This window comes from Pseudoalteromonas sp. APC 3893 (assembly GCF_030408095.1).
Lineage (GTDB): Bacteria > Pseudomonadota > Gammaproteobacteria > Enterobacterales > Alteromonadaceae > Pseudoalteromonas.
In genome coordinates this window covers 21705-35487 of record NZ_JASDCD010000008.1, presented here as the reverse complement: position 1 = coordinate 35487, position 13783 = coordinate 21705, and the positions used below count along the sequence as shown (strand labels likewise).

The 13783-nt window shown below is 39.4% G+C and carries 14 protein-coding genes and 1 tRNA gene; 9 read left to right on the top strand and 6 right to left on the bottom strand.

Annotated elements, in window-relative coordinates:
* Window positions 1-60: 60 nt before the first annotated feature.
* The 5 genes from QMA12_RS11420 (at window position 61) to QMA12_RS11400 (ending at window position 4164) form a co-directional block, all read left to right on the top strand.
* Complete coding sequence (locus QMA12_RS11420) at window positions 61-549, top strand: peptidylprolyl isomerase (RefSeq protein ID WP_087533374.1); 489 nt, start codon at window positions 61-63, stop codon at window positions 547-549.
* 9 nt (window positions 550-558) lie between these two features.
* On the top strand, window positions 559-1287 hold the full coding sequence (locus QMA12_RS11415) for an SDR family oxidoreductase (protein WP_290210304.1): 729 nt from the start codon (window positions 559-561) through the stop codon (window positions 1285-1287).
* An 11-nt stretch (window positions 1288-1298) separates the two neighbouring features.
* The gene (locus tag QMA12_RS11410; RefSeq protein ID WP_290210303.1) at window positions 1299-2138 is read left to right on the top strand and encodes an amidohydrolase family protein; all 840 of its coding nucleotides are present in this window, start codon (window positions 1299-1301) and stop codon (window positions 2136-2138) included.
* 73 nt (window positions 2139-2211) lie between these two features.
* The gene (locus QMA12_RS11405; RefSeq protein ID WP_290210302.1) at window positions 2212-3777 is read left to right on the top strand and encodes a S41 family peptidase; all 1566 of its coding nucleotides are present in this window, start codon (window positions 2212-2214) and stop codon (window positions 3775-3777) included.
* A 6-nt stretch (window positions 3778-3783) separates the two neighbouring features.
* A complete protein-coding gene (locus QMA12_RS11400; RefSeq protein WP_290210301.1) occupies window positions 3784-4164 on the top strand; it encodes a hypothetical protein in 381 nt (126 codons plus the stop codon).
* A gap of 136 nt (window positions 4165-4300) precedes the next feature.
* Here the strand turns inward: QMA12_RS11400 and QMA12_RS11395 are convergent, their stop codons facing one another.
* The 4 genes from QMA12_RS11395 to QMA12_RS11380 form a co-directional block, all read right to left on the bottom strand.
* Complete coding sequence (locus QMA12_RS11395) at window positions 4301-5476, bottom strand: mandelate racemase/muconate lactonizing enzyme family protein (RefSeq protein WP_058560482.1); 1176 nt, start codon at window positions 5474-5476, stop codon at window positions 4301-4303.
* Between the two features lie 9 nt (window positions 5477-5485).
* A complete protein-coding gene (locus tag QMA12_RS11390; RefSeq protein WP_087534480.1) occupies window positions 5486-6253 on the bottom strand; it encodes a class II aldolase/adducin family protein in 768 nt (255 codons plus the stop codon).
* Between the two features lie 151 nt (window positions 6254-6404).
* Complete coding sequence (locus tag QMA12_RS11385; protein WP_087534481.1) at window positions 6405-6728, bottom strand: c-type cytochrome; 324 nt, start codon at window positions 6726-6728, stop codon at window positions 6405-6407.
* A 138-nt stretch (window positions 6729-6866) separates the two neighbouring features.
* Window positions 6867-7406: a DUF2058 domain-containing protein gene (locus tag QMA12_RS11380; RefSeq protein WP_087534482.1), complete on the bottom strand. Its 540-nt coding sequence runs from the start codon at window positions 7404-7406 to the stop codon at window positions 6867-6869.
* Window positions 7407-7639: 233 nt separating this feature from the next.
* Here QMA12_RS11380 and QMA12_RS11375 point away from each other — a divergent pair, with 233 nt between their 5' ends.
* Window positions 7640-8782, top strand: coding sequence for an MFS transporter (locus tag QMA12_RS11375; protein ID WP_290210300.1), 1143 nt, complete (start codon window positions 7640-7642; stop codon window positions 8780-8782).
* Here the strand turns inward: QMA12_RS11375 and QMA12_RS11370 are convergent.
* Window positions 8749-9249 (bottom strand): prolyl-tRNA synthetase associated domain-containing protein, encoded by a 501-nt coding sequence (locus QMA12_RS11370; RefSeq protein ID WP_087534484.1) that lies wholly within the window; start codon window positions 9247-9249, stop codon window positions 8749-8751. The genes QMA12_RS11375 and QMA12_RS11370 overlap by 34 nt on opposite strands.
* Window position 9250: 1 nt before the next feature.
* Window positions 9251-9634, bottom strand: a complete 384-nt coding sequence (locus QMA12_RS11365) for a hypothetical protein (RefSeq protein WP_087534485.1) — start codon at window positions 9632-9634, stop codon at window positions 9251-9253.
* A 173-nt stretch (window positions 9635-9807) separates the two neighbouring features.
* Here QMA12_RS11365 and QMA12_RS11360 point away from each other — a divergent pair.
* From QMA12_RS11360 to QMA12_RS11350, 3 genes are all read left to right on the top strand, one after another.
* Window positions 9808-9883: transfer RNA gene (locus QMA12_RS11360), tRNA-Ala, on the top strand.
* Between the two features lie 142 nt (window positions 9884-10025).
* A complete protein-coding gene (locus QMA12_RS11355; RefSeq protein WP_087534486.1) occupies window positions 10026-11288 on the top strand; it encodes an extracellular solute-binding protein in 1263 nt (420 codons plus the stop codon).
* Between the two features lie 113 nt (window positions 11289-11401).
* Entirely contained in the window at window positions 11402-13780 is a 2379-nt protein-coding gene (locus tag QMA12_RS11350) for a hybrid sensor histidine kinase/response regulator (RefSeq protein WP_290210299.1), read from the top strand.
* Window positions 13781-13783: the final 3 nt, after the last annotated feature.

Below are 13783 nucleotides of genomic sequence, written 5' to 3'. Positions count from 1 at the left end.
ACATCAATTTGATTTAGCGTAAAATCGGCGTTTTCGTACACTTAAATAAAAGAGATTGGCATGCAAATCAGTAATAATTCAGCTGTAGAGTTTCACTACACCTTAAGTGAAGCCGGCGAACAACTTGAAAGCAGTAAAAATGGCGAGCCATTAAGCTATATTCACGGCCTTGAAGGCATGCTACCAGGTTTAGCGAGCGCGCTTGAGGGAAAATCTGCTGGTGACAACTTAACAGTTACACTTGAGCCAAGTGAATCGTACGGCGAGCGTGTTGACGACCTTATCCAACGCATTCCTCTTAAGCACTTACAAGGTGACACAAAAGTTTGGAAGCCAGGCATGACTGCTATGGTGCATTCAAACCAAGGAAAGCACCAAGTTACTATCGTAAAAGTGGGTCGTTTTAATGCTGACTGTGATTTAAATCACCCATTTGCCGGTAAAACACTTACCTTTGATATCGATATTATAACCGTACGTGAAGCCACCAGCGAAGAACTTTCCCATGGTCATGTTCATAGCGAAGGCGGCTGTGGTCATAGCCACTAAGGGTATAAAATGAAAAAAGTTGCAATCGTCACTGGCGGAAGCCTAGGTATCGGGCGCGCTATATGTCAGCGTTTAGAAAGTGAAGGCTTTAAAGTATTTAACCTAGACATTCAAGATGGTGAATTTGGCATCTGGCAACAATGTGATGTTAGCCAAGTCGCTAATGTGGAGCATACTATTGAGCGTATAGCCCAAGATCAAGGTCGCATTGATGTACTCGTTTCAAATGCTGGTAAACACTTAAGCGCTAATATTGAAGATACTGACGAAGCAACTTTTGACAATCTTTTTGCTCTCAATGTTAAAGGGGCATATGCTGCAGTAAAGGCTGTTTTGCCTAGCATGAAAGTACAACAAGATGGAGCTATTATTTTTATTGCTTCAGACCAAGCTAACATAGCTAAAACCAACTCTTTTGCTTACAACCTAAGCAAACATGCGCTAGCGTCTATGGCCAAGACCACTGCACTTGATTATGCTGCTTTTAATATTAGAGCAAATGCCGTTTGCCCAGGTACAATTGAAACCCCTTTATTTCATAATGCCATAGACGCATATTGCGCCAAAAGTGGTGCGAATAAAGCTGAGATAGTCGAACAAGAAGGTGCTTTTCAGCCACTTGGTCGTTTAGGCCAACCCGATGAAGTTGCTGCTCTTGTTGCTTTTTTAGCAAGCGACAACGCCAGCTTTATAACAGGCAGTCTACAAAATATTGATGGCGGCTATACGGCGCAATAAGAGGATTAAAAATGCACTCCAAAATCATTGACCCCCATGTGCATTTTTTTAACCTAAATGAAGGTTGCTACAACTGGCTAAAGGGAGATAATCCTCCCTCTTGGCCTAACCTTGAGACAATTAAAAAACCGATAGCCCCTGACGACCTTATTAAAAATTGCCCATTTGAGCTAGCCGCTTTAGTACATATTGAAGCTGGGTTCGATAACCAACAGCCCATTAGAGAGCTAAAATGGCTAAATAAACATTTAGCTAATCAGCAATTTAGAGCTGTTAGTTTTGCGAAAATAGATTCTGATCCTGTTGAGTTTAAAAAAGCGATTAATAATTTAAAACACCCGTCACTTGTCGGGATTAGGGATATTACAGAAGGCGAAGACAGCTCTCGACTATTACACCCTTATACTTTAGAGAACCTTGCTTATTTAGCTGAACAAGCGCTTCATTTTGAAGCTCAATTTGAACTTGAAAATACCTTAATTAGCGAGCGAGTTGCGCATTACGCTCAGCAGCTTCCTCACTTAAAGCTTGTGGTTAATCACGCCGGATTGCCACAGCAACTGGTGTTATGGCAAAAAGGCATTAGTAAGTTAGCCCACAATAAAAATGTATATATAAAATATTCTGGATTTGAATTACTTTCTCTAAATAAGCAACAACAGCAAGTTTGCTTTGATTTTATAGTACAGCAATTTGGCCAAACGCGAGTCATGTTTGCTAGTAACTTTCCAGTTTGCCAAATTCAACAAAGCTATTCTGAGCTTTGGCACAGCCACTTCTCGTTATGCAAAAGCAATGATTTATGGCAACAACTTAGTTACTCCAATGCTCTTAGTTTCTACCTGTTTTAACTTTTTACTTACTATCTTGTATCAATAAAAGGCGCTATATTCTATAAAATACTTATTTAATAAGAGATGCCTGATGACCCTATCAAGATTTAATTTAGCGCTAATCTCAGCCTTTTCCCTAGCTGTATTAACTGGTTGCGGCGGTGGCAACACAGCCAATACCGATAACAATAATATACCAGTACCGACAACCATTGACTGGTCCGAAGGCGTGTTTGAGCCTTCAACTAGTTTTGCCCAACAATGCCAAGCGCTAAATGAGAAGCATTGGTTGCGTTCATGGAGCAATGAGACCTACTTATGGTATGACGAAATTATTGACCGAGACCCTGCTCTCACCGACTTCGTAGCTGACTACTTTCAACTTCTAAAGACTAAAGAAATAACGGAGTCTGGTGCTAATAAAGACAATTTTCACTCAAGTCTCCCCACTGCCGAGTGGGAAGCCCAAAGTCAATCAGGCGTTAGTTTTGGCTATGGCTTCAAGCTCAAGATAATTAGCGCAACGGCCCCTCGCCAAGCTGTAATCTCATACACAGAAGCTAACACCCCTGCAAGTAATGCTAACCTAAGCCGTGGTTTTGAAGTACTGGAAGTAGACGGTGTTGATTTTGTAAATGCAAGCACGCAAGCGGAAGTCGATACACTTAATGCTGGTTTATCACCTCGTGAGTCTGGTAAAACAACCAACTTTACATTTAAAGACATTGAGACCTCAGAGGTTCGTGAGGTCACTTTAACAGCTCAATCTATAACATCACAACCAGTTACGAATGTAAAAATACTTGCCAATGGCAGTGTAGGTTACTTTCAATTTAATAGTCATAATGCCATTGCTGAAAAGCCATTATATGACGCATTTAATACATTTAAGAACAATAATGTCACTGATTTAATTATCGATATTCGCTACAACGGCGGTGGTTTTCTACAAATGGCAAGCCAAGTAAGCTATATGATTGCAGGTGCTGCGAATACTAACAATAAAATTTTTGAACGCACAATTTTTAATGATCAACATCCAACATTTAATCCTGTCACAGGGCGACGGTTAGAACCTGTGATGTTCACCGATGAATTTATTGGCTTTGCAGATAACCCAGGCCTTGCCCCAGGAACACCTTTACCTTCTCTCAACCTAGAGCGAGTTTATTTATTAACAACCAGTAGCACTTGCTCAGCCAGTGAAGCCATTATTAATGGGCTTCAAGGTATTGATGTTGAGGTAATACAAATCGGTGCTGGCACCTGTGGTAAACCCTATGGTTTTTACGCTACAGATAACTGCGATACCACCTATTTTACCATTCAATTCACAGGTGAAAACAACAAAGGCTTTGGTGAATACTCCGATGGCTTTGCACCGCAAAATACGGTGAATAATGAACGTTTACCGGTGCGTGTAGCTGGTTGCGCTGTTGCTGATGACTTTAGTCATCAATTAGGCGATCCAAATGAAGCACTGTTAGCAGCTGCTCTTAATTATCGTGAAACACAGAGCTGCCCAAGTGCAACATCAACCGCTAGCCAACAAGGTTTTGCACCAGCCCTTTTGGCTGATACCCCTGCGGTAATCGATACGCGCGCAAGTACATTTGCTCAACAGAACAAAATCTTGCCTCAGGATCAAAACAGGTAGCTTACAATGAAAAAAATACCTTACATTTTAGTCTGTATGAGTATATTACTACTTGGTTGCAGTGCACCTAGCGAGGCGCCAACACCTAAACTACAACATGCACTTTTGCAAAAGCCCCAAAGCAATTTGATTGCACAAGGATTAGCACGCCTAATGCGCAGTGACAATATTGCCGTTGCAGATGATGTATTTATGAAACGCAGTTTAATGGTCGTCGATAACGTCAATAAAGCCGATGAACTTGGCAACCCTATTATGGGTAAACAGTTGAATATGCCTGACAGGTTTGAACTGCTGATCAAAGATAATTTATGTTTTATACGTCACTTAGATAGCAAAGCCACCGAGCCATTGCCTGATGTGAAATGTAAGGTGAATAATAATTAGGTGCTAGGTGCTAGGTGCTAGGTGCTAGGTGCTAGGTGCTAGGTGCTAGCAAGACGTTAATAGAAGAAGTGCCTAGAACAAATAATATTAACAAGAAGCAAGCTCTGCTCGCTTCTCGAAACTCGCGACTCGTCGCTTATTTTATTTCTACTCTTTGTGAACGCATCACAATTTCATCGTTTAGTTCAATACCCAAACCAGGCTCTTCGGATACTTCAAAGAAGCCATTTTTTGGTTGTGGATCTTGTAAGCACAATTCGCGGTTCCACTTTTTAATTGCATAAGTATGGTGCTCATGAATTAAAAAGTTCGGAATAGCCGTTTCTAAATGCAAAGAAGCAGCAGTCGCCACTGGGCCACCGCATACGTGCGCTTGAATTCTTACATCAAAAATATCGGCATAATCACATACTTTTTTAGTTTCGGTAAAGCCACCACATAAACCTATATCTGGTTGTAGTACGTCAATGCTTTGGTCTTCAAGGTATGGGCGCACACCCCAACGATTATATAAACGTTCACCACCAGCGATTGGTACAGCAACTTTATCTGCAACTTTTGCATGCAGTGAATGATTTAAGTAGTTAACCGGTTCCTCATAATACATACAATCAAATTCTTCAGCTATTTCACCGATTTGAATCGCAGATGTTGCTCCTGGTAAACTGTGACATTCAAAAATAATGTCCACTTCATCACCCACCGCTTCACGAATAGCTTGCATACGCGCACGGTATAGTTTCATTTCAGCACGTGAAATGATCTTAGTGCGATCATAATATGTATTACCGTCTTTATCATACTGAATAGGGTCAACTTTAACGGCATCGTAACCTTCTGCAATCGCTTTTAAAGCTGCTTCTGCATATTCTTGTGGTTGTACTAGGGCTTTAAATTCACTATCCCAGTCAAACTGTAATTGTGAGGCATAAGTACGCAGCTTATCGTTAACTTTACCACCGAGTAACTGGTAAACAGGTAAACCAAGTGCCTTACCTTTAATATCCCACAGTGCAGTATCAATAGCACTCATTGCAGCATAAACCACAGGACCACCACCTAAACCCCAAAAGCTTTCACGTAGCATACGCGACCATAACTTTTCAGTTTGAAATGGGTCATGGCCAATCAAAAACGCATCAGCCATTTCTTTGATCATCGCAGCAGCGGCACTATGGCCTAAATCGTACGCAAGACCTGCCTCACCAACACCGCTAATACCTTCGTCAGTGTGAATACGGACAAACACAGGAGTCCACGCTGGACGCTCAGGGCAATGGATATCAAACACTTCAACGCGATTAACTTTCATGAAAATTCCTTAATTAGCAAAACTTGGATCAAGACGATAGGCTTTACGTAACATGGCAGGCCAGGCTAACTGACCACCTGTGCTACCACTGTGCACAACATTGGCTTGATTATAAATATTATCGATTATGGCTTGAGGAACTGGCGTAACGTCTACGCCACTTGATTGTAATGCGAGTTGAATTTCACACGCGCGCTGTAAATCATAAAAGCGCATGAAAGCATCACCCACAGTTGGACCTACCGTTAAGCCGCCATGATTTACTAATAACATGTGATTAGTATTAGCAAGATCACCTTGCAATCGCTTTCTCTCATCATCATTTACTGCAAGCCCTTCGTAACCATGGTAAGACAATGAAGGTAAAGAAAACATTGAATATTGGCTCAGTGGCAACAGGCCTTGTTTTTGCGTCGCAACAGCAATGGTTTCTTTGGTATGTAAGTGAATAACACAGTGAGCATCGTCACGCACTTCATGAATAGCACTGTGAATAGTAAAACCCGCCGGGTTAATTTTAAACGGAGTGTCATCTAAAATATTGCCTGATAAATCAACTTTCACCAGGTTTGATGCCGTTACTTCGTCAAATGTTAGACCAAATGCATTTACAAGGTAATGATCAGTGCCCGGTAGCCGTGCCGATAAATGCGTATAAATTAAATCACCCCAACGAAAATGATCAACTAAACGATAACACGCGGCTAAATCAACACGTAATTGCCACTCCTGTGCTGATACTTTATTTTTTAAATCAAGTTGCGGTAATTCAAACATATTTATGCCTTGTATAAACACAGTGCGAAATAGATGTATAGAAGTCTAAAGCAGTCTAGAGTTGCAATCAACTGTTAGAAAACAAAACAGCCACATCAAATAAATTGATGTGGCTGTTTAAGCGCTAATTGAAGTACAGATTAACGTAAAATTATTTAACGTTTGCTAAGTAGTCAGCAATTGCTGCCATTTCTTCTTCAGATACATTAGCAACCATAGCCTTCATTGCCGCAGTCATCCCATTACTACGCGCACCTGATTTAATGTCTTTCATTTGCGCAAGTAAATATTCTTTATTTTGGCCATTTAGTTTCGGGTACAATGCCATAATTGGCGCTTTGCCTTCAGGGCCGTGACAAGTTTGACAAAGCTTTGCGGTATAAAGGGCTTCACCTTCAGCGGCCACTGATGTAAAAGATGCGCTAGCTGCCATTGCAAGGCTAGCTCCTAAAAGTAATGTTGTTATCTTGCTCATTGTATTTTCTCTTCTTTTTGACGGTTTATAAATTTACTTATTTAATTGTAGACCATGCATAATAGCATGCTAATTTTGTACGCAATTTATACACATTGAAGATCACTGGGGGCGTTTTAAAAGCTCCAATTGCAAAAATTACCAAACAAGATCATCTGGCACTTCAAAGTCTGCATACGGGTCATCATCATCTTTGCCCTTATCTTCTGGCTCAACGTGAAATACGATGTACTTTTCATCTACTTCAGCGACTTTACGTGCAGGTTCATCTTCAAGTACAAAAAATTGCCCTTCTAAAACACATATAGCTAAACGACCACCAGCAAGTGCCTTTTGTGTTTTTTCATTAACGTCTAGTTCTTTAACTTTGTTTTCATAGGTAAAGTTAAAAGTACGCTCACCACGAATTTCATCTTGATTGTGGTGTTCTAAAATTTGTTTAACTCTGGCTATTTGTTCACGCTGCTTTAAATCGCCTTGACGAGCTTGGTTTAGCTCTTCAGCTTTCTTTTGTTGCTCTAATTTAGTTTGCTGAATGTGCTTTTGCAGATCACTTGGGTTGCTCGTGGCACCTTTTTTCTGCTTTTTCTGTTGCTTGCGTTTCTCGCTTTTTGCAACTTTCGCTTTATGTGATGTAGTAAGTCCTGCTTGTAGCAATTGGTCTTGTAATGAACCCATGGCCTTGTTCCATTAAAAACTTAGATTAGGATTATTTTATACCTATAGCTAAGTTACCTCAACAATGAAGGTTGTTGCATTAAAAAGTAATCTAACAAAGTCTGTAAAATAAAACCTGATATAGCGCAAGAAAACAACATATTGATATTTAAACTGAGTAATTAAAGCCGCTTTATCATTGCTTTAAATGTTGCCAAGCGTAAGCTATTAACTTTTGTTGTTTGGTCAAAATAATGCGTATTTCCCACTTATTATTGTGCTCATTGTTTATCTTTTTTGTCTTGTACGCACCGCAGCCATTATTAGGCCTTTTTGCTTCACAATTTAAAGTCACGCCCGCCAGCGCTGGCAGCTTGATGACGGCGACCATGCTACCACTTGCCATTGCGCCCCTGATATACGGCTTGTTGCTTGCTAAACATAACCCGTTAACTATTTTACGCTATGCTATGTTGATGCTGGCATTAAGCTGTATTGCGATTACTTTAGTGCCCAAATTTGAATTACTACTTCTGCTACGCTTTATTCAAGGGTTAATCTTGCCTGCTGCCCTCACCGCTATGACCACCTATATTGGCTGCACTTATAAGGCTGATTATTTACAAAAAAATATGACCTTGTACATAGGCAGTACTATTGCTGGCGGGTATTTTGGTCGGGTATTGGCTGCTGTATTTACAGACTTATGGAGTTGGCAGAGCTTTTACTATGTAATCGCTGTCGCTTTAATTTTATTGGCTTTAGCCATCCCTAAAAGCCGCCATGTAACGATAACGCAGGTATTATCACCGCTGAGTTATTTAAAACAACTCGCCACAGCACCTATTTTAAAGCTGTATGGCGCAGTATTTTGCATGTTTTTTTGCTTTGCAGCGTTATTGAATTACCTGCCTTTTATTTTGCAAAATACATTTTTAATAACAAACACCCGTGATATCGGCTTGGTTTACAGTGGCTATCTAATTGGTGCGCTGGCATCAATTACCACGCCTTGGCTACTAAAACGCAGCTCTAGTCCTTGGTATTTACTTGGCGGGGTATTTATTTTTTATTGTGGAACAATATTAATATTGATGAGTAACCAACTCATAATATTCTTATTAGCTTTTACTGGGTTTTGCGCTGCAATGTTTATGATCCATTCAACCGCGGCACCATTGGCTAATAAAATCAGTAGCGCGCCACCGAGTGTCACCAATGGCGGTTATGTATCATTTTACTATAGTGGCGGCGCGCTGGGTTCTTTTTTACCTGGCTTGGTATACCAGCACTACGGGCACATCGCGTTTATGGCTGCGCTATTGCTTGTATGCTTGTGCGGATTGGCCTTAGTATTGAGTGGTTATTTAGCAGGTAAAAAAACCACCTTAAGTTGATGCCCTGTACTGGCAAAAAACAACTCTAAATCATTTTTTTTCATTAACCATGTTTCGGTGTTTTCAAACGGATGACAATGAAATAGCTCACTAAACCAAATATCTTGGTCTAACCATAAAGTCACATTATTTTGTTTGTCGTTCATAAGGGCCAGCATAGACACACAACCTGGGGCTACTTTTAAATAACGCGCCAAACGCTCGTCTGAAGCAAACCCTAATCGTGATAAGCCTTGATATTTAGCCACCGCTTTTAAATCAAGCTGTTTATCATGTGCGGTTATCACTAAGAAATGATTTTTCCCTTCATTATCTCGTAAGAAGAGATTTTTTAAGCGCGTGCCTGGACGCTCAATTAATAGCGCATCGGCATCTAGGCTACCATGCAAAGCGGGGTGCTCAATCACATCGTACTGAATATTTAAATGCGCTAAATACTCGGCTAACTTATTCTTATCTTCTAACATGTTATAAACAACGCCCTCTAAGTTGTACGCTTAGATCACGCCAAACAACTTCATCTATCTCATAATTGCTCGGGCAATACTGTTGCTGCGCTAACTCGTTCTGCAGCAATTCAACCGCTTGATCTTCAAGTTGCAGCTTAAGGCTATTTGACTCTTCAAAATACTCTTGCTCTGCAAAGTCTTTAAACTCTCTGCGGGTTAGCGGACGATCTGAATTACGACTTTTTCTGCTATTTGCTTTAACTGACACAACATAAGCAAAGATTTTATTACCTTGTTCATCCAGCTTTTTATACAATTGTTTATTATTTATTTCAAACGGCGGTTCGTCTTGGCTGGCGCAACCAAAGAGCAAAACCAGTAACACCCAGGCATATTTTTTCATTATTAGTTTCTTTGTGCTTTTTAATAGTCGCTAGTCTAACAAAAATTCACTGTTTTCGTGAAAATTGATAAAAAATATAAAAAATGCTTGACCAAATTTATAAATCTCATTAAAGTTCGTCCCGCTTAAACGGAACCTTAAGCAGGTTACAAAATTTGTAACTTTAGGAATGTGGGGCTATAGCTCAGCTGGGAGAGCGCCTGCCTTGCACGCAGGAGGTCAGCAGTTCGATCCTGCTTAGCTCCACCACTTTCCTAACCCCAATATCACAGTATTTCTTCTTTTAAAACTCTTTAGATTCAATATTTTCAAACAGTATTAGCACTAAACTCTTGAGCATTTCAGATTAATTAACTATACCTAATCTACGATTACTTTATTAGGTTCAATTATGGATTTGCCTAAACGGGCAACACTCAAGAAGATCGCCACTTTAAGTGTAGGCGCTGGCATTATTACCCATGTACCCTATGTTTTCGCGCGTAAAAAAACCACTCTACGTGTGCTCGGCACACATGTCACACTCCAAGAGTCCCTACGCAAACAAGCAATGGAAGATTTAGGTATCAACATTGTGTTTAATCCTGCAGGTAGTTCATCTGTTTTACAACAAGCTTCCATGGATCCGAGCTCTTTTGATCTTTATGAACAATGGTCTAATAGTATAAATGTTTTGTGGAATGCAGGCAGTATCCAGCCAATCGAAAAAAAGCGCATCACTCATTTTAATGAAATTAACTCATTGACTAAAACCGGAAAGCTTACTCAAGACGCATCTATTGGCGCAGGAGATGCACCTTACAAATTACTTAACATTCAAGATGATGGCTCTCTAAACGCACAAGAAACAGAGTTAATAAGCTATTTACCGTATGTCCACAATGTCGATTCATTTGGCTACAACTTAGATAGCATTCCTCTTGGAAGCGCATATGAAACTGAAAGCTGGGCTTGGTTACTCGACGAAAAAAATCGTGGCAAAGTAGGCATAGTAAATGCGCCAACAATTGGCATTTTTGATTTGGCGCTCGCAGCGCAAAGTAAAGGCTTGATAAAATTTGTTGATATAGGCGCTATGACACGCGACGAACTAGATAGGTTATTTTTTATTTTACTCGATTATAAAAAACAAAAACACTTTAATGGCTTTTGGAACTCAGTACCTGAGTCCGTTGAATTTATGAAAAATAACCGGGTTAGCATTCAAAGTATGTTTTCACCCGCGGTAGAGAGCTTAAATAGTCAAGGCATCAATGTGCGATTTGCAGCTCCAAAAGAGGGTTACCGAGGCTGGCACGGTGTTATGTGTCTATCTTCCCAAATCACCAATAATACAAAAGATGCCGCCTATGATTATATGAATTGGTGGCTCAGTGGCTGGCCAGGCGCTTTTATTGCTCGACAAGGTTATTACATTAGTAACCCAGAGCGTTCAAAACCGTTACTTTCAGAAGCTGAATGGGCATATTGGTATGAAGGGAAAGAGGCAACGGAGACACTGCTTAATACGCAAGGTAACGTATCTGTAGAAGCAGGTAACGTTCGCAGTGGTGGTAGCTATTTAAAACGCTTCAGCAATGTAGCTGTCTGGAATACAGTTATGCCAACGTATGATTACAGCTTGCAAAAGTGGTATGAGCTAATTAGTCGCTAATGAAAATAAATTCTATCAAATCAAAAATCATAGCTGCGATCTCATTATTAGTTATAATTATACTGTTTCAAAGCTATTTATTTTCAAGTGCACAAAATTCACTAAGAATACTTTTGACAGTACAAAATGATGCTCAAACCCAAAGTGAAGCAACCAACGATCTTGAAAATAACGTCATCTCACTCCAAGGGCAAGTAACTCATTACGTTGATAAAGCCAAGCCAATTTCAGTAGATAATTTTAAACGTTTTCAGTTGAATGCTAAAAATGACTTAGAGAAACTCAATACCAATGCACAAAAACATTCAAGTTCATATAAAGACCTGCTTACTCGTTTAGGAGAGCACTTAATAAACTTTAACCGGACATTTGAGCAAGTCGTTAAAAACAGAAAAAATCGTGTACGCTTATTCAATACACGCTTCAAGCCCGCGGTTAATAATTTAATATTGCACCTCAACGCGTTGAAAAACGTTGAAGGCTCGAGTCATGAGGCAATTTACGCAGATGCAATACTAACGCTTTCAAATATAAACTACGCGACGGAAAACTACTTAGAAAATACTGACTTTGATATTTCGCAGACAACCAGCCAAAATGTTGATCAGCTTAAGCTGCAGCTAGATAAGATAGAAAAATTTATTGAACCAGGCTCAATACAGCCTAAGAGTTTACTAAATAGAGAGTTTTTAGAAATCAGAAAAAGCTATAACCAGCTTATTTTACTGTCGAGAGGCTATAACTACTCGGTAAATGTTGTTTTAACAGGTATTGCAAATGAATTACTGTATTTAACAGACCAGATAAACCGTACTGAAAAAAACACCTTTCTCCAAGCCCAAAAGCAAGTCAGCTTACACCTAGATCAACAAGCGGAACAAAGTAAAGTATTTGCGCTAGTGATGTTGGTATTATTAATTACAATATGCATTTTTATTGTGCGCACAATAATATCCCCTATAAATAGCCTTTCCTTGCTTTTGAACGATATGAACAATGGTAAGCAACGTGGTCTATTGGCTGAGCCTGAACTAGATAATGAATTTTCGCATGCAATAAAAGCGGCCAATTCTCTGTATAAGAAAAATAATGAAACAAACACACTACTGATAGAAGCCCAAGAGCTAAATGACCAAATGAAAGCGGTAAACTCAGCATTAAAAGCAGCAAAACATCAAGCAGATATTGCCAATGAGGCAAAAAGCAAGTTTGTCGCTAATATGAGTCATGAGCTGCGCACACCCTTGAATATCATTTTAGGAATGCAGCAACTTTTATCTGAAGAAATTACAGATGGTACGCATAAAAAGTATATTGCTAAATCCCTTACCAGTGGTAACAACCTGCTTTCATTAGTAAATAATATTTTAGAGTTATCAAAGCTAGACTCGAATCAATCCACTATCGAAAATATTAACTTTACCATTAAAGAAGTGTCACAGTACTTATCAGAATCATTTTCAAGCTTATGTAAGTCTAAGGACCTAGAATTCAATATATTACTTCATATGGATGAAGACATCGCCTTGACAGGTGATTATTTAAAGCTAAACCAAACCTTAAACTTTGTGGTCGACAATGCAATCAAATTCACCGAGCAAGGCAGTGTCACAATCACGATAACGGCCGATTCATTGAGCAATGACTCAATTTCCTTAGTTTTTTCAGTAAAAGATACGGGAATTGGTATTCCTGAAGATAAGTTATCAGCAATTTTTAATCCTTTTTATCAGAGCGATGACTCCTACTCCCGTAAATATACTGGAACAGGGTTAGGATTAAGTATTAGTCAAAAGCTGATCAAACTGTTAAATGGCGAAATTCAAGTCAAGAGTAGACAAGGTGAAGGCACTGAGGTGCTCATTTTTTTAAATTTTGATATCAATTCAGCCTTTTTAGCAACGCCTAATTTCTCCCAGACACAATTGATAAACTTGCCCGTGGCTTTAGAGAACTTAGACTTTAATGATGTACTGCTAAGTGAGTCGTTCGACCGGTTTACTAAAGACTACAGTAACTTTATAAAAGAAGCAGAAGTGCTTTATAAGCAACAACATACTCTTGAGTTAAGACGTATGTTGCATACGTTTGTAGGTTTAACCGGCACTTTGGGCTTGGAACGATTAGAGGAAGTAGCTAAAAAACTCCAAAAAGATATAAAACAATCTACACCGATAAACTTTACTCCTTGCCAGCTGCAACTTGAAATTTCTTTGCGCGCAATAGAGCAGTTTGCGATTGCTAACCAATTGAAAGCAAGTCAAGCAATCAGCCTTAATATTGAAAGTAATATGGAGTACTTAGATGAAATACTTGAATTAGCTAAGTCAGCTAAACCTATTCCCCAGGTACTTATTTTACAACTTGAGCAGCATATAGAAAACGCAACAGAAAATACGCAATTAGTACGGTTAAAAGAAGCGATAAATCAATTTAATTTTCAATCAATTAAAACAATCATTAATAACTACTTAAATGACCTTAAAAACTAGACA

Excerpts from the sequence above, each read along its gene's own strand:
- QMA12_RS11420 (WP_087533374.1), top strand. The coding sequence starts at position 61 with ATGCAAATCAGTAATAATTCAGCTGTAGAGTTTCACTACACCTTAAGT.
- QMA12_RS11405 (WP_290210302.1), top strand. The coding sequence starts at position 2,212 with ATGACCCTATCAAGATTTAATTTAGCGCTAATCTCAGCCTTTTCCCTA.
- QMA12_RS11380 (WP_087534482.1), bottom strand. The coding sequence starts at position 7,406 with ATGGGTTCATTACAAGACCAATTGCTACAAGCAGGACTTACTACATCA.
- QMA12_RS11375 (WP_290210300.1), top strand. The coding sequence starts at position 7,640 with ATGCGTATTTCCCACTTATTATTGTGCTCATTGTTTATCTTTTTTGTC.
- QMA12_RS11415 (WP_290210304.1), top strand. The coding sequence starts at position 559 with ATGAAAAAAGTTGCAATCGTCACTGGCGGAAGCCTAGGTATCGGGCGC.
- QMA12_RS11365 (WP_087534485.1), bottom strand. The coding sequence starts at position 9,634 with ATGAAAAAATATGCCTGGGTGTTACTGGTTTTGCTCTTTGGTTGCGCC.
- QMA12_RS11355 (WP_087534486.1), top strand. The coding sequence starts at position 10,026 with ATGGATTTGCCTAAACGGGCAACACTCAAGAAGATCGCCACTTTAAGT.
- QMA12_RS11370 (WP_087534484.1), bottom strand. The coding sequence starts at position 9,249 with ATGTTAGAAGATAAGAATAAGTTAGCCGAGTATTTAGCGCATTTAAAT.
- QMA12_RS11390 (WP_087534480.1), bottom strand. The coding sequence starts at position 6,253 with ATGTTTGAATTACCGCAACTTGATTTAAAAAATAAAGTATCAGCACAG.
- QMA12_RS11395 (WP_058560482.1), bottom strand. The coding sequence starts at position 5,476 with ATGAAAGTTAATCGCGTTGAAGTGTTTGATATCCATTGCCCTGAGCGT.
- QMA12_RS11410 (WP_290210303.1), top strand. The coding sequence starts at position 1,299 with ATGCACTCCAAAATCATTGACCCCCATGTGCATTTTTTTAACCTAAAT.
- QMA12_RS11400 (WP_290210301.1), top strand. The coding sequence starts at position 3,784 with ATGAAAAAAATACCTTACATTTTAGTCTGTATGAGTATATTACTACTT.
- QMA12_RS11385 (WP_087534481.1), bottom strand. The coding sequence starts at position 6,728 with ATGAGCAAGATAACAACATTACTTTTAGGAGCTAGCCTTGCAATGGCA.